The following is a 24,729-nucleotide window of genomic DNA, read 5'->3' as shown; positions in this document are numbered from 1 at the left end:
GGTGGTATGCGTCATGCCACCAGGAGCCGTTTGCTAGGAGGGCTGTGATGACCGCAGCAGCAGATCGCGCAGCAGAGGGTCGGGTGGCTGTTGAGCTTCGTTCCGTGCCCGACTGTCCGAACCTCGCCCCCGCTCGGCAGGAGCTGCGCGCCGCGCTGGCCGACCTCGGGCTGCCGCTCTCGGTGGTAAGCGAGGTGGTGGGGGATTATCCGTCGCCGTCGATCCTGGTCAACGGCGTGGACGTGATGGGCGGCACCGGCGGCGATTCGGCGGCGTGTCGCCTCGATCTCCCCACCGGCGAGCGCATCCGCGCTGCCCTGTGCCAGGCGATAGGCGCCGAATCCGCCACCGTCGGGACGGAGCCGAGCGGTGTGGATTGCTGCGGGCAGCCGGGCAACGCTATCCGGACTGACCGGCCCCGCCGCGCCGAGCAGCTGCCCGACAGGCTCCGGCAGGTGCACCGGGCGATCCTGCGTCACTTCGCCGCCACCGGGACAGCCCCGACGGACGCCGATATCCGCGCTGCTGTGAACGGGGAAGACCTGGACACCGCCCAGGCGTTGCGGGAACTTGCCCGGGAAGACCTTGTGGCCGTCGACAGCGCCGGGCGTCTGGTCGCGGCCTACCCGTTCTCGCCAACGCCCACGCCGCACGTGGTGTCGCTCGGCGATATTCAAGTGTTCGCGATGTGTGCGATCGATGCGTTGGGCATGCCGTTCATGCTCGACACCGAGGCGACGATCACCTCTGCCGATCCGCACACCCGCCAGCCGGTCCGCGTGACCATCACAAACGGTGCCGCCACCTACCAGCCGGCGGAAGCGGTGATCGTGTACGCAGCCACCGGAGACGGCGGCCGCTCCGTGGACACCTGCTGCTCCACCATCAACTTCTTCACGAGCGCCTCCAACGCTCAGGCGTGGATCACCGCCCATCCCGGCTTGGCCGCCACGATTCTCGACCAGGACCAGGCCGTGACGCTCGGCCGCGACATCTTCGAACCGCTGCTCGCCTGAGGCCGACAGCGACAACGCCAGCCCACCCGCTGTCGAAACCGACACGAGGTGCCTTCATGCACGGCTCCGTAAAGCGTCAACAGTTCACCGCCACGGTCGCCGCCGCCACACGCGGCCGAGTCCTGGTCCCGGGTCCACTTCAATCCGGACACGGCCCGGGGAGCCAAGACGGATCTGACGTCGTGCGCAGGGAGCCGCTACACAGGACAACCGGACGGAAGCGAGTTGACGTGTACCGCGGCTGCGGTGAGCAGCGCGAGCGCGGGAACGAGACTCAGGACCCAACCGGACAGGACGGCGAGCCGATCTGTCTGTTGCGTCGAAGAACGATCCAGAGCAGGGGTCCCGTCAGGAGCACATCGACGATGACGGCCACCGAGAGCGCCCCGGCCCGCCCGTCATGGATGTTGCATCCCTCGAACTCCAACAGGACAAGGGCGGCGAACACCATCCCAGCCACGGCGTGCACCAGGATGCCCGTGACGAGGCCAGAGACGGCGGCGTCCAATCGGCGAGGCCTCCGCCCCATGGTGCCACCACTGCCTCCTCTCATGCGTACGCGCGGCGCGGCTGGAAGTCGATCCGCATCACGACGCGCCGGCGCGTCGGTCTGGTTACCTCGGTGAACCCGGCGTCCTCGAAGATGCTGCGGCTGCCGACGTAGAGCTCGCCCCAGGTGATCACCTTGCCGGGCACCGTGATCATCGGATAGCCCTCGATGGCTCGGGCGCCGCGCTCCCGGGCGAAGTCGACGGCTGCGGCGGCGAGCGCGCCGCTGACGCCGCGTCGCCGGAAACCCACGCGGGTGACGAAGCAGGTCACGGCCCAGACGCCGTCGTCGGCCGGGTCCTCGTCGCGGCCGGCCCACACGACCCGGCTGCCCAGCAGGTGCACATAGACAGAGCGCGGCTGAACCGCGCACCAGCCGGCGGGCTCGCCGTCGAGGTAGGCGACCAGGCCGCTCGTCGTGCGCGCCCGGGGCTGGTCGCACCGGGTCTCCTCGCGCAGTCGCCGGGTGCGTTCCGCGACCGACTGCGACCGCCACTCGGCGGGGGTGGACTGGAACCACTGGCACTGGCACTCGGCCGCGTTGCCGCGCGCGCCGAAGACGGCTTGGAGGTCCTCCCAGCTCGCCTTGTTGGCGGGCACGACGGAGATGGTGGCATCCTTCGTCATCCCGGTGGTGTCCGCCATCGTCGCCACACCGTCCCTCCGGATCCGGCCGAGATCTTGCGACCGGCCACACGAAGAGGTTGCCCACCCGGTGGGCGGACGTCAACAAGAGGCTGCGGCGGTGCCGACGGGGTTCCTCGGGGTTCGTGTGCCAGGGCGGACGGGCCGCACGGCGTGCAATACCGTACCGATGTGGCGACGCTGAGACTGGAACCGATGACCGACCAGCAGTACCTGCGGTACCGGCGGCGCGCCGAGGCGGAGTACGCGCAGAACATCGCCGACTCGGGCTCGATGCCACTGCCGGAGGCGCAGGAGAAGGCGCGCGAGGACTACGAGCGCCTTCTGCCGGACGGGCTGGCGACGGAGGGCCACCGGCTGTGGACGGTCTATGACGGCGACGACGAGGTCGGCATGCTCTGGCTGCACCTGGAGCAGAAGTCGGACGGCCTGCACGCCTTCGGCTACGACTTCGAGGTCCGGGAGGACCTGCGCCGGAAGGGCTACGGCCGGGCGATCATGCAGGCCGCCGAGCGGGTGTGCCGGGAACTCGGCGTGGTCTCGGTCGGTCTGAGCGTCTTCGGGTTCAACCTCGGCGCCCGCGCGTTGTACGAGCAGATGGGCTACGAGGTCACCGCGATCAAGATGCGCAAGCGCCTGCAACCCTGAGGCGTCCCATCGGCCGAGGACCACCGCCTGGGCCGGTCACCGCACCAGGCCGCGATCGCGCAGCAGGGCCAGGCGCTGGGCCGGCACACAGGCCGCCAGGTTGCGATCCAGGTCGACGAGTTCCAGGTCGACGGCGTAGACGACGAAGTCGTCCGTGACCGGCATCCGCACCGTCCAGTCCTGACGGTTCAGCTCGGCCGCCGCCGCACAGAGCGCCTCGCGCCACCGCTCGCTCCCGGCGGGAAAGGCATCCCCGTCGGCCAGGGTGAGTTGCTGACGGACCAGCCGGAGATCGTCGGCCACCGAGTCGGGGTCGACCGTCCAGTCGCCGTCCAGCTCGGCCGGGGATCAGACTCCCAGCGGGTGACCGCGGCCTCGGCGGCGGCCCTGCGGCTGTCGTACTTTGCGGCGAGCCGGCCGAACCGGGCGTCGAGCTGGTCGATGTCGGGCGACGGCGCGTCGGGGGCGGGCATCTGGCGAATTGTCAGGCCGGCGGGCGGGTCAGCTCGACCTCGTCGCCGGGCAGGACCTCGACGTTGCCCTTCGGGTCGCGGACCTCCAGGATCCGGCATCGGGTCTTCTGTGACCTGTTGCTGCCCGGCGGCCGGCGCTGCCTCCTCCGTGCCGACCACGACGGACCGTGCACCCGCCGCCTGCTCCGCTGACCGGGTAATCCCGGCCGTTGTCGGGGCCCGCCGCTAGCGTGAGTCCATCGACGTCGGAGGAGGTAGAGGGATGAAGGAGCGGCATGCCGCGCTCGCGCGGCTCGACGTGCTCGTCGGGCGGTGGACCGTGCAGCCGAAGGTCGAGGGCCTCGGCACCGGGTGGACGGACCTCGACTGGGTCGAGGACGGCCGGTTCCTCCGCCAGTTCTCCGACGCCGAACCGGTGCCGGATACTGCGCCGCAGGCCTGGCGGGAGAACAATCCGTTGCCGGTGACGTCGCTGATCGGTCTCGACGACGCCGCCGAGGAATTCACGATGTTGTACGCCGACGCGCGGGGCGTGCACCGGGTCTACCGGATGACGTTCGCCGACCGCGTGTGGCGGATCTGGCGGGACGCGCCCGGCTTCCACCAGCGCTTCACCGGCACGTTGAGCGCCGACGGCGACACCATCGACGGCCGATGGGAGAGGTCCACCGACGGCGTCGACTGGACGTTGGACTTCGAGCTGGCCTACCGCCGCTGACGCCGCCCGCCGGGCTGGTCAGCCCGCGGCGCGGGCCGTGACGATCAGTTCTCCGTCGTCGCTCGCGCCCACCGGTTCCCGGTGCCAGCCGCCGTGGATCCGCTCGACGGTGAAGCCGGCGGCGGCCAGGGCCGCCCGCAGCTCCGCCTCGGGCCGGAAGCGCAGCGTCCCCGAGCTGCGCAGCTCGTCGCCGCCCGGCAGGAGGTAGTGGTGGACGAAGCTGACCAGGCCGTCGCGTACCTCGGTCACCTCGGTCCAGGCGTCCACCACCGTGCCGTCGGGCAGCGCCAGCCGGCGCCGCGAGTCGCAGGGGTTCCAGCGCTCCCACCGGCGCGCCGCCGGGTCGCGCGAGTCGAAGACCAGCCGGCCGCCCGGTGCCAGCGCCCGACGCAGGTCGCCGAGGGTACGCGTCCAGTCCTCCTCGGCGCGGATCTCCTGCGCCACGTGGCTGGTCAGCACCGCGACGTCGTACGCCGCGCGCGGCAGCACCCCGGACGTGCCCTCGATCCAGGTGACCCGGTCGGCGCCCGGCTTGGCCAGCGCGGCGTCGAGGGAGGCACGGTCCGGGTCGACGCCGGTGACGGTGTGGCCGGCGGCGGCCAGCGCCAGGGTGAGGCGGCCGGTGCCGCAGCCCAGGTCGAGCACCCGGGCCGCCGGGGTCTCGCCGACCGTGGCGAGGAAGAAGTCGTCGTCGCGGCCCCACGGGCACTCGACGTCGTAGATGGTCGCGAGGCGACCGTCCACTCAGGCCCCGTCGTTCCGGCGGATGATCTCCCGGATCACCCGTTCCAGCTCGGCGCGCTTGGCCTCGACGTCGGCCCGGTCGGTGAAGTACGCCATCCGGCGGTCCGGCCAGTCGCCTTCGAGGAGAGGACTGTCGATCGTGGCCAGGTGCGGGTTGTGGAAGACCAGGTGCACCCGCTTCCGGTCCCGCAAGTTGAAGGTGGCGATGTAGTCGCCCCGGCTGAACGACGGCGCCTTCCACTTGATCTGCTCGGTGATCCGCTCGTCCACGCCGGTGATGAGCGTGCGCAGCGTGGCCACCTCGGCCCTGAGCGGGTGGTCCAGTTCGGCCATGAACCGGTCGACGTCCTGCGGCCGGTGCGCGTGGAGATCCGCCATGACTGATCAGGATAGGGGTCAGGAGATGTAGTGCAGGATCACGTTGTGCACGTGGTGGCTCTTCTGCGCGCCCCGGAACTCGACCTCGTAGGTGTGCGCGCCGACGTGGACGGCGATCGAGCCGGTGGAGAAGAACGACCCGCCCATGACTTGTTGCTGACCACGCTGACGCTGGTGATCTTCGAATACGGGATGCTGGTGATGGCGTACCGCTTACCGACGAACGAACGGTCCTGGATGATCACCCGCCGGTCGGTCAGGCCGATGAATCCGGTGCCCGCGCCGACCGCGTCGTAGACGGCGATGATCTGCTCGCCGTCCAGGAGCCCACTCTGGATTTGCTGGAACTGTTCCTTGCGGTCGTACGTCACGTTCGCCATGCGTCCCACGGTAGGCAGGGCGCGCCAACGACGGAGCCCCGCCGCGCATCGACGGATTCGCGGCGGGGCTCCGGTAGGACGTGGTGCTCAGTGGTTGGTGCGCGGGTCGTCGTCCCGGGTGCGGCTGCCGGCCTTGGCCAGGCCGCGGCTGATCAGGTAACCGACGGTCAGCAGGGTGATGTACCACCAGGCCTTGTCGGCGGCGAAGTAGTCGCTCCCGTTGTTGGCGGCGCCGTCGCCGACGGCGTTCGAGGCGATCAGCACACCGATGACCGACAGCAGGTAGACGGCCAGCTCCGTGGTCTTCCACGCCGGCTTGGTCTCCTCGCCGTGCCCGTACGGGTGCCGGACGTCGCGGTCGAGGTGGCCGGTGTGCGCGTGGTCGACATCGTCGGTCACGCGGTTCGTGCTCGCAGTGGTGGGCGTCGCCATGTCAGCTCCCGAATAGAGTACGTAATAAGATAATCTGTCGGTTACAGGAGGTTCGTGCCCTCCCGCTGCGGTTCAGTTACCCGTGCGTACTTCGCCGGAAACAAGATTGCGTTCAGCTCTTTCTCAGCCGCCACGGAGAGTGGTGGGCATCTGCCCTGCGGCGGAGGGAAGGGCGGAGTGGCGAGGTGGGTCAGGAGGGGGAGTCGGTGACTGCGCGGAAGGCGTCCTCGATGCGGGCGGCCAGCAGGACCTCGCCCTCGGTCAGCGGCTCGCCGTCGCCGTGCCCGACCCGGATGTGGGTGCGGTCGGCCCGGCGGCTGATCTCGGGGCGCAGGCGCAGGGCGTCCGCGACCACCTTGACCCTTTCGGTCAGGGCCGCGTGCTGGGTGTCGTCGAGGACCATCGTCCGGCGGATCTGCTCGCCCTCCCGGGTCCAGCCGGACAGCAGGGTGAGCGCGTCGCTGAGGTAGTCGTGCTTTGCCCGGCCGCCGAACAGCACACGCATCACCGAACCTCCCAGGCGTCGTTGCCGGCTTGTGGCCAAATCGTCGCCATCCCGTGTCCTCGTAGACGACCTCTAGTCTGTCGTCGCACAGATGGTGTGTCCACGCCCACACTTCCGTGTTCTGTTGGCCTGACGGCCGGCTGCGCTACCCAAACCGCCGATTGATCTGGCACGCTGGACGCCCGTGCGGACCGAACGGGTAAGCGGAAACGGACAGGCCGACCGGCGCGAGCCGAAGGTCGTCGTCGGAGCGGCGATCATCGCGGACGGGCGGGTCCTGGCCTGCGCGCGCTCCGCGCCGCCCGAGGTCGCCGGCCGGTGGGAGTTCCCTGGTGGCAAGGTCGAGCCGGGGGAGAGCGAGACCGCCGCGCTGATCCGGGAGTGCGCCGAGGAGCTCGCCGTACGCGTGGAGATCGGCGACCGGGTCGGCCGCGACGTCCGGATGGCGCACGGTCGCTCGGTGCTCAAGGTGTACGCGGCCCGGCTGCTCCACGGCGACCAGCCGAAGGCCCTGGAGCACTCGGAGCTGCGCTGGCTCACCGCCGCCGAACTGGACTCCGTCACCTGGCTGCCCGCCGACGCCCCCATCGTCGCCGCCCTCCGCCCGCTGCTCGCCACCCCCTGATCGGCGGAAGCGGACACCGGGGCGGAAACGGGACGGGGGCCGGCGGCAGATGCCGCGGCCCCCGTCTTCGTTGTTGTCGTCCTGCTCAGTGCTTCGGCTCGTCCTGGCTCGGGTGAGCGAAGTTGAGGTGCTCGGGCGGCAGCGGGAAGGTGACGTCGTCGCCGAACGGCGAGGGTGCCGCCGCACGGTCGAAGGTCAGCTCCGTCAGCGGCAGCCTGCCGTTGGCGTCGGTCGCCGGGGCGGTCGGGTGCGGCACCTCCCGGTGCCAGTTGACGCCCCGCTGCGCCTCCTCCTCATGCTGCGGGTCGTGCGAGCCGCCCGCGTGCGAATGCACGCCGCCGCGGGGGGCGCTGGAGTGCATCGCGCCGCCGTGCTGCGCGCTGGTCACGTAGGTCTGAGGCACCTGACCCCTCCGGAAGATCTTGCTACCAAGCCACACGAGGGGATCGTACCTGCGGTCGACGACCCGCTCCTTCATGGGGATGATCCCGTTGTCCGTGATCTTGATGTGCTCGGGGCAGACCTCGGTGCAGCACTTGGTGATGTTGCAGAAGCCCAGACCCTGCTCGGTCTGCGCGTACTCCTTGCGGTCGGTCTTCGCGTCGAGCGGGTGCATGTCCAGCTCGGCGGCCCGGATGAAGAACCGCGGACCGGAGAACGCCTGCTTGTTCTCCTCGTGGTCGCGGATCACGTGGCAGACGTTCTGGCAGAGGAAGCACTCGATGCACTTGCGGAACTCCTGCGAGCGCTCGACGTCCACCTGCTGCATCCGGTAGTCGCCCGGGGCGACGTCGGCCGGCGGCGCGAAGGCCGGGGTCTCCCGGGCCTTCGCGTAGTTGAACGAGACGTCCGTGACCAGGTCCCGGATGACCGGGAAGGTCCGCAGCGGCGTGACGGTGACCGTCTCGGCCTCCTCGAACGTCGACATCCGGGTCATGCAGCTCAGCCGCGGCTTGCCGTTGATCTCCATCGAGCAGGAGCCGCACTTGCCCGCCTTGCAGTTCCACCGGCAGGCCAGGTCGGGTGCGTCGGTGGCCTGGAGCCGGTGGATGACGTCGAGGACCACCTCGCCCTCGTTGACCTCGACCGTGTAGTCCTGCAGGTCGCCGCCGGTCTCGTCGCCCCGCCAGATGCGGAACTGTCGCTTGTTTCCCATTACTTGCCCGCCTCCTCAGCGAGGGCGTCGAACTCGGCGAGCTCCTCGTCGGTCAGGTACTTGGACAGCTCGTTACGGTCGAAGAGGCCGATCAGCTCGCCGCGCATCTTCGGCAGCGGCTTGTGGGTCAGCCGGACGGTGTCGCCGTCCAGCGAGCAGACCAGGTTGACCCGCCGCCACTTCGGGTCCATCGCCGGGTGGTCCTCCCGGGTGTGGCCGCCGCGCGACTCCTGCCGCTCCAGCGCCGCCTTCGCGGTGCACTCCGAGACCACCAGCATGTTGCGCAGGTCCAGCGCCAGGTGCCAGCCCGGGTTGTAGCGCCGGCCGCCGGCCGCGCTCACCTTCGCCACCCGCTCGCGCAGCTCGGCCAGCCGGGCCAGCGCGTCGACCAGCTCACCCTCGCGCCGGATGATTCCGACCAGATCTCCCATCACCGCCTGGAGGTCCTGCTGGAGGGTGTACGGGCTCTCCCCGGTGTCCCGCTGCAACGGCGCCAGCGCCGTCTCCACCGCGCTCTCCACCGCCGTGACCGACACCTTCGGGCGCGAGGTCAACTGGTCCGCGTACGACGCGGCGTGGCCGCCCGCCCGCTTGCCGAAGACCAGCAGGTCGGAGAGCGAGTTGCCGCCGAGCCGGTTCGAGCCGTGCATGCCGCCGGAGACCTCGCCCGCGGCGAAGAGCCCGCGCACGCTGCCGTACGCGGCGCCCGAGTCCGGCTCCACCTCGACGCCACCCATCACGTAGTGACAGGTCGGGCCGACCTCCATCGGCTCCTTGGTGATGTCGACGTCGGCCAGCTCCTTGAACTGGTGGTACATCGACGGCAGGCGGCGGCGGATCTCCTCGGCCGGCAGCCGGGAGGCGATGTCCAGGTAGACGCCGCCGGCCGGCGTACCGCGACCGGCCTTGACCTCGCTGTTGATCGCCCGGGCGACCTCGTCGCGGGGGAGCAGCTCGGGCGGACGCCGGTTGTTGTCCGGGTCCTTGTACCAGCGGTCCGCCTCCTCCTCGTTGTCCGCGTACTGCTTGCGGAAGACGTCGGGGACGTAGTCGAACATGAACCGCTTGCCGTCGGAGTTCTTCAGCACACCGCCGTCGCCGCGCACCGACTCGGTGACCAGGATGCCCTTCACCGATACGGGCCAGACCATGCCGGTCGGGTGGAACTGGAGGAACTCCATGTTGATCAGGGTGGCCCCGGCGCGCAGCGCGAGGGCGTGGCCGTCCCCGGTGTACTCCCAGGAGTTCGAGGTGACCTTGTAGGACCGGCCGACGCCGCCCGTCGCGAGGACCACCGCGGGGGCCTCGAAGAGGACGAACTCGCCGGACTCCCGGTAGTAGCCGAACGCGCCGGCCACCCGCTCCCCGTCGAGCAGCAGCTCGGTGATGGTGGTCTCGGAGAAGACCTTGATCCGGGCCTCGTAGTCGCCGAGGTCGCGCTTGTCCTCCTGCTGGAGGGAGACGATCTTCTGCTGGAGGGTACGGATCAGCTCCAGGCCGGTCCGGTCACCGACGTGCGCCAGGCGCGGGTACTCGTGGCCGCCGAAGTTGCGCTGCGAGATCTTCCCGTCCTTGGTGCGGTCGAAGAGCGCCCCGTACGTCTCCAGCTCCCAGATCCGCTGCGGCGACTCCTTCGCGTGCAGCTCGGCCATCCGGAAGTTGTTGAGGAACTTGCCGCCGCGCATGGTGTCGCGGAAGTGCACCTGCCAGTTGTCCCGGCTGTTCACGTTCCCCATCGCGGCCGCCGCGCCGCCCTCGGCCATCACCGTGTGCGCCTTGCCGAACAGCGACTTGGAGATGATCGCGGTCTTCTTGCCGGCCAGCCGGGCCTCGATCGCCGCCCGCAGGCCGGCGCCGCCGGCCCCGATCACGACGACGTCGTAGTGGTGTCGTTCGATTCGCGTCTCAGTCATGTCCAGGGCCTCTAGTTGATGAACCGCAGGTCGTTGAACCAGCCGGCCGCCACCGCCATGACGTAGAAGTCGGTGAGCGCCAGGGTGCCGAGGGTGATCCAGGCGAGCTGCATGTGCCGGACGTTCAGCCAGGAGATGAACGTCCAGGCCTGGTAACGCACCGGGTGCTTCGAGAAGTGCTTGAGCCGACCGCCGATGATGTGCCGGCAGGAGTGGCAGGAGATGGTGTATGCCCAGAGCATCACCACGTTGGCCAGCAGGATCAGGTTGCCGAAGCCGAAGCCGAAGCCCTTCGGCGAGTGGAACGCGTAGATCGCGTCGTACGTGTTGATCAGCGAGATGATCACGGCGGCGTAGAAGAAATAGCGGTGCAGGTTCTGGCCGAGCAGCGGGAACCGGGTCTCCCCGCCGTACGCCTGGTGCCCGTCCGGCACGGCGCAGGCCGGCGGCGACAGCCAGAACGACCGGTAGTACGCCTTGCGGTAGTAGTAGCAGGTCAGCCGGAACAGCAGCAGGAACGGCAGGGTCAGCGCCGCGTCCGGGATGATCCACCAGCCGGGCAGGAAGCTGCCGAAGTGCGAGGAGCCCTCGACGCACCGGTCCGTCACGCACGGGGAGTAGAACGGGGTCAGGTAGTGGTACGTGTCCACCCAGTACCACTTGTGCATGAAGACCCGGACCGTCGCGTACGCGACCCAGGCGCTGAGCCCGATGACGGTGATCAGAGGCTGGAACCACCAGCGGTCGGTCCGCAACGTCTTCGCCGCGATCGCGGCGCGTGCTCGCGCCCCCCGCGGCTTCGTTGCCGTTGATGTCATTCGAGTTCGTCTCCCTGACGGGGCCCTCGCGGGCGGCGGATCACTTTCCGTACCGGTCAGCGGACCGGCGAGACCGCGTCCACTGCCACGTCTTGCGCACACCAACGACCACACCGGCGTACCGGCGTAGCTAAATGACACACGTTACGCCGATCTTCGCGGCCCGGCCGCGCAACGCAGTGTCCCGTGTGTCCCGCACGTTGGAAAGACCCGGAGCATGATCGATCTCCGGCCGTTAGGAAAGATCGCGCAGCGCCGCCACCGCGTCCCGTTCGAGTTCCAGGCAGGACTCGACCAGGTCGGCCATGGCGGCGAACAGCGCTCGGCGGCCGGCCTCGCCGAGCGGGTCGGCGGCGGCGTACTCCTCCGCCAGCTCGGTCAGCCGCCGGGTCAGCCTCCGGATCTCGGGTTCGGCGTCCCGTCCCCGGCTGAAGACCAACGCCATGCGCTCCTCGGCCACCTCGGTGTACGCCCCGAGGTCCTGCACCGTCTCCAGGGCGAGTTCCGCCAGCCGCGACCACTGCTCACCGGAGCGGCGGAACAGCTCGGCGGCCTCGGCGAACCGGCTGCTGCCGACCACTTGCGCGGCCTCATCGAGGAAGTCGGCGTAGACCGGGCGCGTCGCGCCGGGCGCCGTGTACTCCAACTCCAAGCACTCGTACAGCCGGCGTACCCCGTGGAAGAAGGGCACGGGGGCGCCGAAGCGCCGGACCCACCCGCTCCGGGTACGGACGTCCCGCAGCTGTTCGGCGAGCTTCGCCATGCCACGGAAGCCGAAATTGGCGTCGAAGCTGTTGCCGAGGACCGGGCCGGTCAGGTGCGCCACGGTCGTGGCCACGGCGTCGCGGATCGCGTCCGGTAGATCGGCCCGCTGATGCGGGTCGCCGATCGTGATGCCCTGGTGGCGGCCCTTGCGGTGGGCCGACCAGGCCGCGGCGAACTCCTCTGCCGGGAGCGGACGCGGCTGCGGACCCTCGTCGTCCAGGAGCAGGATGTCCCCGTCGACCCCGGCGACCACCACCAGGTACGGGTCGGTACCCGGCCCGGGGTCGAGGCCGTGCCACGGCAGCCGGCTGCGATCGACGGTGGCGAAGACCGGCCGTCCGGCGCCCAGCGCCGCCCGGAGCCGGTTGAGTGCGGCGCCCGCCGTCGCGCTGTGCTCGTCGGCGTACGTCAGGCCCAGCCGGTCGAGCGCGGCGGGCACCCAGGGCTGCGGGTGGTGCTGCGCCACGATGGTCAGCAGCGGGGGCAGGTCGCGGTACTCGAAGACCGCGTACATGAAGCCGACGCCGCCGCCGAGACCCGCGAGCATCGCCTCGGTGTACGGCGCACCGGTGTGCGGCGCGCGTACCCCCTGGGCCTCGAGCACGTGGGCGAGCAGGCCCGACTCGCGGTGCTGGCGCGGGCCGAAGGTCCGGTACCCGGGCACGAGACCCGACGGGAGCGCCCGGGCCGTCGATGTCTCGGCGGCGGCCAGCACCTGGCGGCGGGCGGTGGTCCAGCTCTCGCCGGTGGCCGCCATCCGCGCCCGGATTCGCTGCTTGAGCTTCTTCCGTTCGGTCATGATCTACGCCTTCTGGACAGCGCGATCGCCGTACCCCACGCCAGCGTCGCGTCCGTCCGGCGGATCATCCTGAACGACACGCAGAACTCGCGATGGCAATGGGCCACCTTCGCCCCCGCTCGGCCGGGCGGCGTGGGCGCCAGGTCAGGAGGTCCGGCACGCGAGCGTGCCGACGACCACCATACCGCTCTCAGCCCGAGGCTCCGCCGGTGAAGTTCCAGGCGGCCAGTCGCAGCGGCGGAGCCTCCCACCAGACGCCGTCCATCCGGTCCGGCTGCCGCACCGCCCGCCGCCCCACGCCCAGCAACGCACCCGGCCCGAGTGCCCGTGGGTACGCCTCGGTGAACCGGAAGTCGCGGACCGCCCTGGTCGGCACCCCGTCCTCGACCAGCCACACCCCGTTGCGGGTGAGCCCGGTGATGACCAGGCTCTTCGGGTCGAGCACCCGGGTGTACCAGAAGTCGCTCACCAGCAGCCCGCGCTCCACCCCGGCGACCAGCGCGGCGGTGTCCGGGTCGGCGACGGCCCCCGTCCCGCCGGCCGACGTCGAGGCGTCACCGCCCGCGCCGCTCTGGCCCGCCTCGACGGCGGACGCCGGGCCGTCGCCGCCGACCGCGCGAGCGGCGGCGGGGAGCAGGCGGAGGTTGCGGGGGATCGGGCCGAAGGTGGACGCGCCGAGCATCCCGTGACCGGTGGACGCGACACCCACCTCGGCGCCGCTGCGCCGGTCGTGCGCCACAGCCATGGTGGTGCCGGCGTCGACCAGGGTCAGCGCGCGTCGGGGAGAGCCCTCCAGGTCGTACGGCAGGGCCGAGCCGTGCAGCGGGTCGTCGACCAGGGTCACCGACGGGTCGAACTGGGCGGCGCCCAGGTCCGCGAAGCTCTGCCGCTCGTTGTACCGCTTCCCGTTGAAGCCGTACCAGGAGAGGTTCTGCAGCAGGTCGCCGACGGCCGCCGGCTCCAGCACCACCTCGTACCGGCCCGGCGGCAGCTCGACCGGGTCGGCGGCGGCGCGGGCCTTCGCGGCGGCCCGGGCGCCCAGCGCCGCGCCGTCGAGGTCGGCGAGGCGGTCGGCGCAGAGCCGGGCCACCCCGTCCGCGCCGCCGGCGCGGGCGATGCCGTCCATCGCCGCCTCGGCCGTGCGGCCGACCGCCGAGTGGCCGGCGGAGTTGGCGAACGCCCCGGACCGGTACGCCGTGCGGCAGTAGCCGGCCGCCTCCAGCCCGCCCACCGCGTCCACGAAGGCGCGTACCCGGGCGGCGCGCTCGTCCGGCTCGGCTAACGCGGTCGACTCGTCGAAGACGGCGCTCGGCGGGACCGGGGCGGGCGGGGCCAGCCCCGGCCAGGCCGGGTCGGGCGGGCAGAGCCGGGCCGCAGCCAGCGTCCGCTCGACCAGCGCGCGGAGCCCGTCGGCGCCGACCAGGCTGCCGCTACCGGCCGCGGTGCGCCCGTCGGCGTGCAGCCGTAGCCGCACCGCGACACCCGACTCGGCGACGTTCTGATGGATGAAGGAGTTGGCGAACCGGGTCAGGGCCAGGTCGATCCGGGTCACCAGGGCCTCGGCCTGCGCGTCCGGCCCGGCGAGCCGGCGGACCAGCTCCACCACCTGACCGGCGATCTCCAGCTCGGTCATGTCGCCGTCCCTTCCCTCGCGGCCACGGGAGCCGGTCATGCGCGCACCCCCACCCGGACGTTGCGGAAGCGGGCCGGCGCGGCCGGGTGGCCGGTGTGGCCGGTCTGGCCGGGCTGACCCTTCCCGCAGTTCGGCGTGCCCCACGGGACGATCTCGGAGGAGAGCATGTCCATCGAGCGCCAGAAGAGCGGGCCGATGCCGGTGTACGTCGGGTTGCGCAGCATCCGGCCGCGCCGGCCCTTCTTCACCTCCCAGCCGATCTCGCAGCCGAACTGGAAGTTGAGCCGCTTGTCGTCGATCGACCAGGAGCGGTTGACGTCCATCAGCACCCCGTCGTCGGTGGCGGCGACGATCTCGTCCAGGGTGTGCGGACCGGGCTCCAGGCCCACGTTGGTCATCCGCACCATCGGCAGCCGGGCCCAGCCGTCGGCCCGTACGCTGCCGCCGTAGTCGAGACCGGCGACGGCGGCCGAGTCCCGGCCGGCGAGCACGCCCACCCAGCGCCCCTCGCGGACCGCGTCCCGGGCGACCGCCGGGGAGCCCTCGTCGTCGAAGCCGAAGCTGCCCAGCGCGCCGGGGATGGTCGGGTCGATGGTCACGTTCATCAGCTCGGAGCCGTAGCGCAGCGAGCCGAGCTGGGCGAGGTCCAGCCAGGACGTGCCGGCGAAGGCGGCCTCCCAGCCGAGGATCCGGTCCAGCTCGATCGCGTGCCCGACCGACTCGTGGATCTGCAGGGCGAGCTGCTCGCCGCCGAGGATCAGGTCGGTCTCGCCGGACGGGCACTCGGGGGCGGTGAGCAGCTCCCGGGACTCCTCGGCGATCCGGGCGGCGTGCGCGGCCAGGTCGAGCGAGGTGACCAGCTCCCACCCGGTCGTGCCGTACTGGCCCCGGTAGCTGGGGTAGGAGCGGCGCTGCGTCTCCCCGTCGCCGATGGCGGTGGCCGAGATGCCGCCGCCGCACTCCCGGATCCGCTGGTCGATCCGGTGCCCCTCGCTGGAGACGAACCACTTGGCGGTGTCCCAGATCTGGTAGAGCCCCTCGGCCAGGTCGGCGCCGTGCTCCCGCATCGTCCCGGTGGCCCGGACCAGCAGGTCGCCCTTGTCGGAGAGCGGGACGCCGAGCGGGTCCACCTCGCACCCGGACGCCCAGCTCGCGGTGGTCGCCTCGGTGGGGACCAGGTCGATGGGCGGGCCGGGGACCCGCGCGCTCGCGGCGGCGATCCGCGCGGCGCGCCACCCGGCGTCGCGGGCCGCGGCGTCCGACAGGTCGGGTACGGCGTGGAAGCCCCAGCTCGACCCGACCAGCGCCCGGACACCCAGCCCGATGCTCTCGTCCTGGGTCAGCTCCTCGATCTCGCCGTTGCGGGCCGACATCGACTCGTAGCGGCGGTGCATCACCCGGGCGTCCGCGTACCGGGCGCCCGCGTCGAGGGCGGCCTGGACGGCGGCGCTCGCCGCGTCGAACTCGGTCATGCGACCGACCCTAGGCGAGCCGACCGACATCCGTCAGCCGAGCAGGTCCTCGGGTCGAATGGTGGCCCGGACCGGCTCGACCAGCTCCAGCGCGTCGCCAGCCTTGGTGACCGATCGCTCCACGTAGTGCGCGCCCCGCCGCTGGTAGAGGTGCATGGTCAGGGTCTCCTGGTCGACGAGCAGGTACCACTCGATGCCGGCGGCGGCGTAGTAGTGCATCTTGAGCACCTTGTCCGTGGCGGCGTTGCTCGGCGAGATGATCTCGCAAACCAGCCGGACATCGCTCGCATCGATGACCAGTACCCGGAGGTCGACGTCATTCGTGATCACAAGGTCGGGGATCGGGATGCGGCCTGGCCTGAGTCGAACGTTCACCGCTTCCAGCACGCGAAGTCCGGCCTGGCGCACGGGTGCCCGAAGTACGGCACGCAGCTCACCGGAGATGTTCTGGTGAAGAGGGGTAGGTCCTGGGGTCACGTGGAGACTCCAGTCGAAGAGTTCGACGCGATCCTGCGTCTCGCCGAGGGCGAGGTACTCCTCTTCGGTCCACGGCCCGTCGTGGCCGAACACCGCCGTGGTCATGGTCACCTCCACCTCTGTCGGCGGGAATCCTCCCGTGGTCGCCGCAACCATGGTCGCACCTGAGGTGTGACCGCGGTTGAACGACGTCGAGTTGCCGACGCGAATATGCAGGTGAGGGCTGTTCACGGCCGATGCTGACTCGTTACGCTGTGGCCCGCTGACAGCTACCGTCTTGTAGCTTATTTTCGCCCTCAGAAGTTTGTTGTAGGTTCTCTTCATTACTGAGGGAGGCGGTCGTGGGCAGGTCGGAGTCGGCGCCGTCCGGGAAACCGGACCGCCCCGAGGTGCCGGAGCAGCGCTCCGGCGAAGGGCCCTATCTGCGGGTGAGCGACCTGCGGGTCCGCTTCGACACCGAGGACGGCGTGGTCCGCGCGGTCGACGGGGTGTCGTTCGCGGTCGAGCGCGGTCGCACCCTCGGCATCGTCGGCGAGTCCGGCTCGGGCAAGAGCGTGACCTCGCTGGCCGTCCTGGGCCTGCACGACGCCAAGCGCGCCACCATCACCGGCGAGATCTCCGTGGGCGGCCGTCAGTTGGTCGGTCTGCCGGAGGAGGAGGTGCGGCGGCTGCGGGGCCGGGACATGGCGATGATCTTTCAGGATCCGTTGTCGGCGCTGCATCCGTACTACACGGTGGGGCGGCAGATCGCGGAGGCGTACCGGGTGCATCACCCGCGGGCGGGGAAGCGGGAGGCCCGGCAGCGGGCGGTGGACATGTTGGGTCGGGTGGGGATTCCGCAGCCGGCGCGGCGGTTCGATCAGTTTCCGCATGAGTTTTCGGGTGGGATGCGGCAGCGGGTGATGATCGCGATGGCGTTGGTGAACGATCCGGATCTGTTGATCGCGGATGAGCCGACGACGGCGTTGGATGTGACCGTGCAGGCGCAGATTTTGGATCTGTTGGCTGATCTGCAGGCGGAGTTCCACTCGGCGATCGTGCTGATCACCCATGACCTGGGGGTGGTGTCTCAGGTGGCCGACGAGGTGTTGGTGATGTACGGGGGTCGGGCGGTGGAGTGCGGGAGTGTGGAGCAGGTGTTGCGGCGTCCGCAGCATCCGTACACGTGGGGGTTGTTGTCGAGTGTGCCGTCGTTGCACGGTGACGCGGACGCGGACCTGTTGCCGATCCCGGGTAACCCGCCGTCGTTGATCAATTTGCCGTCGGGGTGCGCGTTCCATCCCCGCTGCCGGTACGCCGGTCGCAACGGCGACCGCTCCTTGACGGAGGTCCCGGAGCTGCGCCCGGCCGGGGAGGCCGGCCATCTGGCCGCCTGCCACCTGCCCGTGGAGGAGCGCACCCGGCTCTACCAGGAGGACATCGCACAGGTGGGGGTCGCGCGATGAGCGAGGGCACCGAGCCGCTGCTGCGGGTGCGTGGCCTGACCAAGCACTTCCCGGTCCGCAGCGGCTTCCGGTCGACCGGGGCGGTCCGGGCGGTCGACGGGCTCGACTTCGACGTCCGGCCTGGCGAGGCGCTGGGCCTGGTGGGGGAGTCGGGGTGTGGGAAGACGACGACGGGTCGGATGCTGGTGCGGTTGTTGGAGCCGACCGCGGGGTCGATCGAGTTCGCGGGGCGGGACATCACCCATGCGCGGCGGGGTGAGCTGCGGCCGTTGCGGCAGGACCTGCAGATCATCTTCCAGGACCCGTACGCGTCGTTGAATCCTCGGCACACCGTGGGTCGGATCGTGGCGATGCCGCTGCAGGTCAACGGGATCACCCCGCCCGGCGGGGTCCGCAAGCGGGTCCAGGAACTGCTGGAGCTGGTGGGGTTGAACCCGGAGCACTACAACCGGTACCCGCACGAGTTCTCCGGCGGGCAGCGCCAGCGCATCGGCATCGCCCGCGCCCTGGCGCTGCGGCCGAAGCTGATCGTCGCCGACGAGCCGGTCTCGGCCCTGGACGTGTCGATCCAGGCGCAGGTGATCAACCTGCTGCGCGACCTGCAACGCGACCTGGACCTGGCGTTCGTGTTCATCGCCCACGACCTGGCCGTGGTGCGGCACTTCTGCCACCGCGTCGCGGTCATGTACCTGGGCAAGATCGTCGAGATCGGTGACCGCGACGACATCTACCAACGCCCCCAGCACCCCTACACCCGGGCGCTGCTGTCGGCGATCCCCGACGTGACCACCCTCGGCCCGGCCGGACGCATCCGGCTCACCGGGGACGTGCCGACTCCGCTGAACCCGCCCTCGGGCTGCCGGTTCCGTACCCGCTGCTGGAAGGCTCAGGACCGCTGCGCCACCGAGGAACCCGCCCTGGTCAGCCGCGACGCCGGCCGGCAACTCACCGCCTGCCACTACCCCGAGCAGGGGCCGGTCGCCGCCGCGACCAGCGAAACCGTGGAGGTGTCGCAGTGAGCCTGTCCCCGGTCGAGGGTGCGGCGCGGGCCGAGATCGAGCCGGCCGCCGACACCGTCAAGCCCGACGAGAGGGCGATCGTCGGCCGGTCGCCCGGCCAGCTCGCGTGGGCCCGGCTGCGCCGGGACCGGACCGCCATGGTCTGCGCCGCCGTGCTGCTGCTCTTCATCGTGCTCGCGCTGGCCGCGCCGCTGGTCTCCAGGCTCTACGGCGTCGGCCCGAACGAGCAGTTCTCCACCCTGCTGGACGGCAACGGCATGCCGCTGGGTTACGTCGGCGGGATCACCGGCGACCACTGGTTCGGGCTGGAACCACGGCTGGGCCGGGACATCTTCATTCGGATGATCTACGGGATGCGGACATCGCTCTTCATCGCGTTCGCCGCCGCCCTGGTGACCACGGCGATCGGCGTGGCGGCCGGCATCGTCGCCGGCTTCCTCGGCGGGGTGGTCGACGCGGTGATCAGCTGGATCACCGACGTGGCGCTGGCCCTGCCGTTCCTCATCTTCGCCCTGGCCGTGGTGCCGACCGTGGGCCTGCGCTTCTACGGCCCCCGCGAGGAGGTGCCGGCGGCGTTCCAGGTGGCCGTCCTGATCGGCATCTTCGCCGCGTTCGGCTGGACGAGCACCGCCCGGCTGGTCCGCGGTCAGGTGATCTCGCTGCGCGAACGGGAGTTCGTGGAGGCGGCCCGGGCCAGCGGCGCCGGGCTGGGGCACATGCTCTTCCGGCAGCTGCTGCCGAACCTCTGGGCGCCGATCCTGGTGGCGTTCTCGCTGGCGGTGCCGCAGTACATCACCGGCGAGGCGGCGCTGTCGTTCCTCGGCATCGGCATCCTCGAGCCCACCGCCGACTTCGGTCGGATGATCTTCCAGAGCATCCCGTACCTGCAGACCGACCCGGCGTACGTCTTCTTCCCCGGCGTCACGATCTTCCTCCTCGTGCTCGCCTTCAACCTGCTCGGCGACGCGCTGCGTGATGCGCTCGACCCGAAGTCGTCCCGGTAGGGGTGTGTCATGACGCGTTTCCTGGTGCGGCGGCTGCTGACCGCCGTGCTCACCCTCTTCGCGGTGAGCGTGCTCAGCTTCCTGATGTTCTTCGGCCTGCCCCGGGACCCGGTCAGCGGCATGTGCCCGAAGAACTGCAACGCCGAGCGGCTGGAGCGGGTCCGCGAGGAGCTGGGCCTGCGTGACCCGCTGCCCGAGCAGTACGCCAACTACATGAAGGGCATCGTCACCGGCCGGGACCTGGGCAGCTCCCAGGGCGGCCGGTGTGACGCCCCCTGCCTCGGCTACTCGTACGTCAACAGCGAGGCGGTCACCGACACCATGGCCCGGGTGCTCCCGGTGACGCTGAGCATCGTGATCCCGGCGGCGGTCCTCTGGCTGGTGCTCGGCGTCGGGCTGGGGATGATCTCCGCGCTACGCCGCGGCACGGTGCTGGACCGGGTGGCGATCGGCTTCTCGCTGGCCGGCGCCTCCATGCAGCTGTACTTCGTCGGCGCGGTGCTGCTGCTGGTCTTCACCTACAACCTGCGGATCACCCCGACCCCGGGCTACACCTCCATCTTCGACAACCCGGTGAAATGGGCCAGCGGGCTCGTGCTCGCCTGGGTGTCGCTGGCCTTCCTCTTCTCCGCGATCTACGCCCGGCTGTCCCGGGCGCAGATGCTGGAGACGCTGTCGGAGGACTTCGTCCGCACCGCGCGGGCCAAGGGCCTGGCCAAACCCACGGTGTACGGGCGGCACGCGCTGCGCGCCGCGATCACCCCGGTGGTCACCATCGCCGGCCTGGACGTGGGCAGCGCGCTCGGCGGCACGGTGATCACCGAGACAACCTTCGGCATCCAGGGGCTCGGCCGCACCGCCGTCGACGCGGTCAAGGCGGGCGACCTGCCGACCATCATGGCCACCGTGCTGATCTCCGCGGTCTTCATCGTGGTCGCCAACATCGTGGTGGACCTCCTCTACGCCGCCATCGATCCCCGGGTCCGGTTGCGATAGCGCAACGGCGGCGGGAAGGGCATGGAGAAATCCGCCGCTCTCTGTTACACAAACCGTAGTTTTCCTACGTCGTCTGACGAGGCTCCAGATAGGGGAGGAGGGCGCAGATGCGCCTGAAGAGGGCAACCGCCGCTGGCGGAGCGCTCGCACTGCTCGTGGTGATGGGGGCGTGCAGCGAGAACAAGGGCACCGACGGCGGCAACGACGCCGACCGGGTGCAGAGCGGATCGATCGCCACCGACCCGAAGGACTCGATGGGGCCGGCCGCCGAGGTCCAGGGCGCCGCCAAGGGCGGCACCTTCCGGGTGATCCGGGAGACCAAGATCTCCCACCTCGACCCGCAGCGGGTCTACTCGTTCGCCGGTCTGATGAACGCGCCGCTCTACAGCCGCTTCCTGACCACGTTCAAGGACGACGGCTCGGGCAAGGTGACCCTGGTCGGCGACCTCGCCGAAACCCCGGGCACGGACGTCAACAAGGACTGCAAGGTCTGGGAATTCAAGATCAAGGACGGGGTGAAGTTCGAGGACGGCAGCCCGATCACCTCGAAGGAGATCGCGTACGGCATCGCCCGCTCCTTCGACCCCGACCTGACCGGCGGCCCGACCTACCTGCAGGAGTGGCTCGCCGACAGCCCGCAGTACGACACCAAGTGGAACTTCAAGACGAACAAGACCTCGCTGCCGCCGGGCCTGACCGCCCCGGACGCGAAGACGCTCAAGTTCGAGTTCGCCAAGCCGCACTGCGACCTGCCGTTCGCCGCGTCGCTGCCGTACACCGCCCCGTTGAAGCCGGAGAAGGACACCGGGGTCAACCTGGACAACCAGCCCTTCTCCTCCGGGCCGTACAAGATCACGAAGAACACCGCCGGCGTCGAGCTGGTGATGGAGCGCAACGAGAACTGGGACCCGAAGACCGACCCGGTGCGGCACGCGTACCCGGACAAGATCGTGTGGAACTACGGCCCGGACGCCGAGGCGGGCGCCAACCGGGTGATCTCCGACAACGGTGACGACCAGACGGCGCTGGCCTGGAACGGCGTGCCGTCGGCGCTGATCGCCCGGGTCACCGGCGACGCGACCCTCAAGCAGCGCTCGGTGCAGGGGCAGACCCCGAGCCTCTGGCGGCTCACCATCAACACCCAGCGGGTCACCGACCTGTCGGTGCGGCAGGCGCTGAACTACGCCATCGACCGGGACGGCTTCATCAAGGTGTACGGCGGTGAGGCTTCGGCCAAGGCGGTCACCACGCTGATGCCGCCGTCGACCATCGGCTTCGAGAAGTACGACGCCTACCCGGCCGGCCCGAGCGGCAACATCGAGAAGGCCAAGGAGCTGCTCGCCGGCAAGACGCCGGAGCTGGTGCTCGGCGTCGGCGACGACTACCCGGAGTACGGGACCCAGCTCAAGGGCAACCTGGAGAAGGCCGGCTTCAAGGTCACTTTGAAGAGCATCCCGGCCGACTCGAAGCTCGACGAGGTCGGCAAGAAGAACAACCCGTGGGACCTCTACATCGACCAGTGGGCCGCCGACTGGCCCAGCGGCGCGGCGATCCTGCCGGTGCTCTTCGACGGCCGCGCCATCAAGGCCGAGAACAACAGCAACACCTCGTACGTCAACAGCGACGAGATCAACAAGGAGTTCGACCGGGTGCTCGCCATGCCCGCCGGCGAGCAGGGCAAGGAGTGGGCCAAGCTCGACAAGCGGGTGATGACCGAGCTGGCTCCGGCCGTGCCGCTCTTCGTGGAGCAGGGCTACTACCTGCACGGCTCGAAGGTGGGCGGGATCTACCTGTCCAGCATCTTCGGCTACCCGGCGCTGACGAACGCCTACGTCAAGCAGTAGCCGTCGCGCCTCGAGGGCCCCGGTCGACCACGTCGGCCGGGGCCCTTCGCGTCGCTACAGGTGCCGCCGCAGGAAGTCCAGCTCCAGCCGGAGCAGTCGCTCCGCCGTACCGCCGGAGGCCATGTGGGTGGCCCCGGTCAGCGGCAGCACCGCGTGCGGCCGCCCGGCGGCCAGCAGCGCCGCCGAGAGCCGCAGCGTGTGCGCGGCCAGCACGTTGTCGTCCACCAGGCCGTGCACCAGCAGCATCGGCCGGGCCTGCTCCGGGTCGCCGACCGGCTCGGCGGCCAGCTCCACCAGCGAGTGGTGGGCGTAGACGTCCATCCCGTCGTCCGGCAGGCCCAGGTAGCGCTCGGTGTAGGCGGTGTCGTACAGCGTCCAGTCGGTGACCGGCGCGCCGACGATCGCGCACCGGAACAGCTCCGGGTGGCGCAGCACCGCCAGCCCGGCCAGCCAGCCGCCGAACGACCAGCCCCGCACGGCCACCCGCTCCAGGTCCAGGTCCGGGTGCTTGTCCGCCAGGGCGGTGAGCGCGTCCACCTGGTCGGCCAGGATCACGTCGGCCAGCCGCCGGTGGACCGCCTTCTCGAAGGACGGGGCGATCCCGGGGGTGCCCCGGTTGTCGGTGGTCACCACCGCGAAGCCCGAGTCGGCCCACCACTGCCGCTCCAGCCAGGCCGCCCGGGTGGCGATCACCTCCTGGTGCCCGGGACCGCCGTAGACGTCCAGCAGCACCGGCAGCCGGGTGCCCTTGACGTGGTCGGTCGGGTAGAGCACCGCGGTCGGCAACCGCCGGTCGGTCACCCGGACCAGCGTCGGTCTCGGCGCGTACGGCGGGGTGGCGGCCAGCGAGCGGAGCTGCGCCACCTCCCGGTCGCCGTGCCAGACCGACCACCTGGTCCCCGGGTGCTCCAGCGAGGCGGTGCCGACCACCAGCGTCGAGCCGCCGATCGCGGCGGTGTGCCAACCCGGGTCACCGCTCATCCGGCGGGCGTCCACGCCGCCGCCGATGGCCGTCCGGACCCGGAACAGGTGCCGCTGGCTCGGCTCGCCCTCGCTCGCCTCGACCAGCAGGTCCGCCGGGCCGTTCGGGCCCGGGGGCAGCCGGCCCACCACCCGGCGTACGTAGAGCGACGGCGGGGTGAGCAGGGTGCCGTCGGCGAAGAGGCAGCGGGCGTCGTACCCGTCGTGGGCCAGCTCCCCGCCGACCAGCACCCGCCCGTCCGGCAGGTGGGCCGGGGTGCCGGGGATCGGCTCAACCCAGCGCGGGTCGGCCAGCTCGGCGTGCACCTGGGTCTCCCCGGTACGCGGGTCCACCGCGAGCACCAGGCCGTGCTGCTGGGACCGGCGCAGCACGGTGATCAGCGGCCCGCCGTCCGCCCAGTCCACCGAGGTCAGGTACGGGTAGGTCTCGCGGTCCCAGTGCACGTCGACCCAGCCGTCGTCGAGGTCGAGCAGGTGCAGGCTGACCTCCGCGTTCGGGCCGCCGGCCCGGGGGTACGCGACGGTCGTCGGCGGGCTCGCCGGATCGGCCGGGTCGTGCAGGTGCCAGTGGGGCAGCCGGGACTCGTCCACCCGCGCGGCCAGCACCGAGCGCCCGTCCGGGGCCCACCAGTAGCCGCGGAACCGGTCGAACTCCTCCGCCGCGATGTGCTCGGCCAGGCCCCAGGTGACGCCGCTGTCCTCGCCGGCCAGCAGGGTGTCCGTGCCGTCGGACTCGACCACCCGGAGCTGCCCCCGGCGCACCCCCTCGGCGGCGTCGGTGACGTAGGCCAGCCGCTCCCCGGTCGGATCCGGCCGTGGGTCGATCACCGGGCCGACGGTGGTCACCTCGACCACGTCGCCGTGCACCAGGTCCGCCCGGAACAGGCGGCCGGCCAGCGGGAACACCGCCACCCGGCCGGCCGCGTCCAGGGCGTACGAGCCGATGCCGGCAGCGCTGAGCCGCAGCCGTTCGCGCAGCGCCCGCTCGCCCGGCGCCAGCGCGGCCGGGTCGGCGTCCGACTCGAGCAGGGTCGCCGGGTCGGCGACCAGCCGTTCCTCGGCGGAGGCGACGTCCAGCAGCCAGAGCGCGTCGGCGGGATCCTCCGGACCGGACGAGCGCAGGAAGACCACCCGGGAGCCGTCGTCGGCGACGGAGACGGCGCGCGGCGCCCCGTGGCTGAACCGGCGGGTACGGGCGGCCAGCTCGGGAAAGTCCACAGTTCGGATCGTAGAGCCGCGTCGGGCGTGATGTGGCCGACCTGCGTGGACGCGTCAGGCTCGACCGGACCGGACC

The 24,729-nt window shown here is 70.9% G+C and carries 25 protein-coding genes and 1 pseudogene; 9 read left to right on the top strand and 17 right to left on the bottom strand.

Translation table 11 applies throughout. From position 1 onward, the window contains the following. Nucleotides 1–47 precede the first annotated feature (47 nt). The gene (locus EV384_RS33755) at nt 48–1,016 is read left to right on the top strand and encodes an alkylmercury lyase family protein (protein ID WP_130339842.1); all 969 of its coding nucleotides are present in this window, start codon (nt 48–50) and stop codon (nt 1,014–1,016) included. Between the two features lie 274 nt (nt 1,017–1,290). On the opposite strand, the gene EV384_RS33750 is transcribed toward EV384_RS33755, so the two are convergent. Together EV384_RS33750 and EV384_RS33745 are read right to left on the bottom strand one after the other, a co-directional pair. Further along, nucleotides 1,291–1,524 carry a hypothetical protein gene (locus EV384_RS33750; RefSeq protein WP_130339840.1) on the bottom strand — a complete coding sequence of 78 codons (234 nt, stop codon included), beginning with the start codon at nt 1,522–1,524 and terminating at the stop codon, nt 1,291–1,293. 41 nt (nt 1,525–1,565) lie between these two features. Continuing rightward, the gene (locus EV384_RS33745) at nt 1,566–2,210 is read right to left on the bottom strand and encodes a GNAT family N-acetyltransferase (protein WP_242624406.1); all 645 of its coding nucleotides are present in this window, start codon (nt 2,208–2,210) and stop codon (nt 1,566–1,568) included. 171 nt (nt 2,211–2,381) lie between these two features. Between EV384_RS33745 and EV384_RS33740 the strand changes: the two genes are divergently transcribed. Further along, complete coding sequence (locus tag EV384_RS33740) at nt 2,382–2,858, top strand: GNAT family N-acetyltransferase (RefSeq protein ID WP_130339838.1); 477 nt, start codon at nt 2,382–2,384, stop codon at nt 2,856–2,858. Between the two features lie 36 nt (nt 2,859–2,894). Here EV384_RS33740 and EV384_RS33735 read toward each other — a convergent pair whose 3' ends face one another. Both EV384_RS33735 and EV384_RS35240 read right to left on the bottom strand, forming a co-directional pair. Further along, nucleotides 2,895–3,161 carry a hypothetical protein gene (locus EV384_RS33735; protein ID WP_130339836.1) on the bottom strand — a complete coding sequence of 89 codons (267 nt, stop codon included), beginning with the start codon at nt 3,159–3,161 and terminating at the stop codon, nt 2,895–2,897. A 181-nt stretch (nt 3,162–3,342) separates the two neighbouring features. Then, nucleotides 3,343–3,504 (bottom strand): hypothetical protein, encoded by a 162-nt coding sequence (locus tag EV384_RS35240; RefSeq protein ID WP_165439840.1) that lies wholly within the window; start codon nt 3,502–3,504, stop codon nt 3,343–3,345. Between the two features lie 89 nt (nt 3,505–3,593). On the opposite strand from EV384_RS35240, the gene EV384_RS33730 reads away from it, so the two are divergent. Beyond that, entirely contained in the window at nt 3,594–4,049 is a 456-nt protein-coding gene (locus tag EV384_RS33730) for a hypothetical protein (RefSeq protein WP_130339834.1), read from the top strand. 18 nt (nt 4,050–4,067) lie between these two features. Here EV384_RS33730 and EV384_RS33725 read toward each other — a convergent pair whose 3' ends face one another. From EV384_RS33725 to EV384_RS33705, 5 genes and pseudogenes are all read right to left on the bottom strand, one after another. Continuing rightward, nucleotides 4,068–4,793: a class I SAM-dependent methyltransferase gene (locus tag EV384_RS33725; RefSeq protein ID WP_130339832.1), complete on the bottom strand. Its 726-nt coding sequence runs from the start codon at nt 4,791–4,793 to the stop codon at nt 4,068–4,070. Continuing rightward, on the bottom strand, nt 4,794–5,171 hold the full coding sequence (locus tag EV384_RS33720; protein ID WP_130339830.1) for a DUF1801 domain-containing protein: 378 nt from the start codon (nt 5,169–5,171) through the stop codon (nt 4,794–4,796). It abuts the gene before it with no gap. Between the two features lie 18 nt (nt 5,172–5,189). Then, a pseudogene (locus tag EV384_RS33715) lies at nt 5,190–5,551 on the bottom strand (PH domain-containing protein). Nucleotides 5,552–5,638: 87 nt separating this feature from the next. Then, nucleotides 5,639–5,950, bottom strand: coding sequence for a hypothetical protein (locus EV384_RS33710; RefSeq protein WP_242624405.1), 312 nt, complete (start codon nt 5,948–5,950; stop codon nt 5,639–5,641). 223 nt (nt 5,951–6,173) lie between these two features. Continuing rightward, a complete protein-coding gene (locus tag EV384_RS33705; protein ID WP_130339826.1) occupies nt 6,174–6,488 on the bottom strand; it encodes a 4a-hydroxytetrahydrobiopterin dehydratase in 315 nt (104 codons plus the stop codon). A 184-nt stretch (nt 6,489–6,672) separates the two neighbouring features. On the opposite strand from EV384_RS33705, the gene EV384_RS33700 reads away from it, so the two are divergent. Beyond that, nucleotides 6,673–7,113: a (deoxy)nucleoside triphosphate pyrophosphohydrolase gene (locus EV384_RS33700; RefSeq protein ID WP_130339824.1), complete on the top strand. Its 441-nt coding sequence runs from the start codon at nt 6,673–6,675 to the stop codon at nt 7,111–7,113. Between the two features lie 85 nt (nt 7,114–7,198). Here the strand turns inward: EV384_RS33700 and EV384_RS33695 are convergent, their stop codons facing one another. The 7 genes from EV384_RS33695 to EV384_RS33665 form a co-directional block, all read right to left on the bottom strand. Next, the gene (locus tag EV384_RS33695) at nt 7,199–8,269 is read right to left on the bottom strand and encodes a succinate dehydrogenase/fumarate reductase iron-sulfur subunit (RefSeq protein WP_130339822.1); all 1,071 of its coding nucleotides are present in this window, start codon (nt 8,267–8,269) and stop codon (nt 7,199–7,201) included. Further along, a complete protein-coding gene (locus EV384_RS33690) occupies nt 8,269–10,182 on the bottom strand; it encodes a fumarate reductase/succinate dehydrogenase flavoprotein subunit (RefSeq protein ID WP_130339820.1) in 1,914 nt (637 codons plus the stop codon). The genes EV384_RS33695 and EV384_RS33690 overlap by 1 nt, the downstream gene beginning before the upstream one ends. 11 nt (nt 10,183–10,193) lie before the next feature. Further along, nucleotides 10,194–11,000: a hypothetical protein gene (locus EV384_RS33685; RefSeq protein ID WP_130339818.1), complete on the bottom strand. Its 807-nt coding sequence runs from the start codon at nt 10,998–11,000 to the stop codon at nt 10,194–10,196. A gap of 235 nt (nt 11,001–11,235) precedes the next feature. Further along, on the bottom strand, nt 11,236–12,564 hold the full coding sequence (locus tag EV384_RS33680; RefSeq protein ID WP_130339816.1) for a BtrH N-terminal domain-containing protein: 1,329 nt from the start codon (nt 12,562–12,564) through the stop codon (nt 11,236–11,238). A gap of 190 nt (nt 12,565–12,754) precedes the next feature. Further along, complete coding sequence (locus EV384_RS33675; protein ID WP_130340964.1) at nt 12,755–14,197, bottom strand: TldD/PmbA family protein; 1,443 nt, start codon at nt 14,195–14,197, stop codon at nt 12,755–12,757. Between the two features lie 35 nt (nt 14,198–14,232). Next, complete coding sequence (locus EV384_RS33670; RefSeq protein WP_130339814.1) at nt 14,233–15,669, bottom strand: TldD/PmbA family protein; 1,437 nt, start codon at nt 15,667–15,669, stop codon at nt 14,233–14,235. A gap of 33 nt (nt 15,670–15,702) precedes the next feature. Then, nucleotides 15,703–16,251: a Uma2 family endonuclease gene (locus tag EV384_RS33665; protein ID WP_130339812.1), complete on the bottom strand. Its 549-nt coding sequence runs from the start codon at nt 16,249–16,251 to the stop codon at nt 15,703–15,705. 236 nt (nt 16,252–16,487) lie between these two features. Here EV384_RS33665 and EV384_RS33660 point away from each other — a divergent pair, with 236 nt between their 5' ends. From EV384_RS33660 to EV384_RS33640, 5 genes are all read left to right on the top strand, one after another. Continuing rightward, nucleotides 16,488–17,591 carry an ABC transporter ATP-binding protein gene (locus EV384_RS33660; protein WP_130339810.1) on the top strand — a complete coding sequence of 368 codons (1,104 nt, stop codon included), beginning with the start codon at nt 16,488–16,490 and terminating at the stop codon, nt 17,589–17,591. After that, nucleotides 17,588–18,610, top strand: coding sequence for an ABC transporter ATP-binding protein (locus EV384_RS33655; RefSeq protein ID WP_130339808.1), 1,023 nt, complete (start codon nt 17,588–17,590; stop codon nt 18,608–18,610). The genes EV384_RS33660 and EV384_RS33655 overlap by 4 nt, the downstream gene beginning before the upstream one ends. Then, nucleotides 18,607–19,614 (top strand): ABC transporter permease, encoded by a 1,008-nt coding sequence (locus tag EV384_RS33650; protein WP_130339806.1) that lies wholly within the window; start codon nt 18,607–18,609, stop codon nt 19,612–19,614. The genes EV384_RS33655 and EV384_RS33650 overlap by 4 nt, the downstream gene beginning before the upstream one ends. Before the next feature lie 9 nt (nt 19,615–19,623). Continuing rightward, nucleotides 19,624–20,610 carry an ABC transporter permease gene (locus tag EV384_RS33645; RefSeq protein WP_130339804.1) on the top strand — a complete coding sequence of 329 codons (987 nt, stop codon included), beginning with the start codon at nt 19,624–19,626 and terminating at the stop codon, nt 20,608–20,610. Between the two features lie 107 nt (nt 20,611–20,717). Further along, nucleotides 20,718–22,454 carry an ABC transporter substrate-binding protein gene (locus tag EV384_RS33640; RefSeq protein ID WP_130339802.1) on the top strand — a complete coding sequence of 579 codons (1,737 nt, stop codon included), beginning with the start codon at nt 20,718–20,720 and terminating at the stop codon, nt 22,452–22,454. A gap of 54 nt (nt 22,455–22,508) precedes the next feature. Here the strand turns inward: EV384_RS33640 and EV384_RS33635 are convergent, their stop codons facing one another. After that, nucleotides 22,509–24,653 (bottom strand): S9 family peptidase, encoded by a 2,145-nt coding sequence (locus EV384_RS33635; RefSeq protein ID WP_130339800.1) that lies wholly within the window; start codon nt 24,651–24,653, stop codon nt 22,509–22,511. Nucleotides 24,654–24,729: the final 76 nt, after the last annotated feature.

Source organism: Micromonospora kangleipakensis, from assembly GCF_004217615.1.
GTDB classification, from domain to species: Bacteria; Actinomycetota; Actinomycetes; order Mycobacteriales; family Micromonosporaceae; genus Micromonospora; species Micromonospora kangleipakensis.
This window is presented reverse-complemented; position numbering and strand designations above follow the sequence as displayed.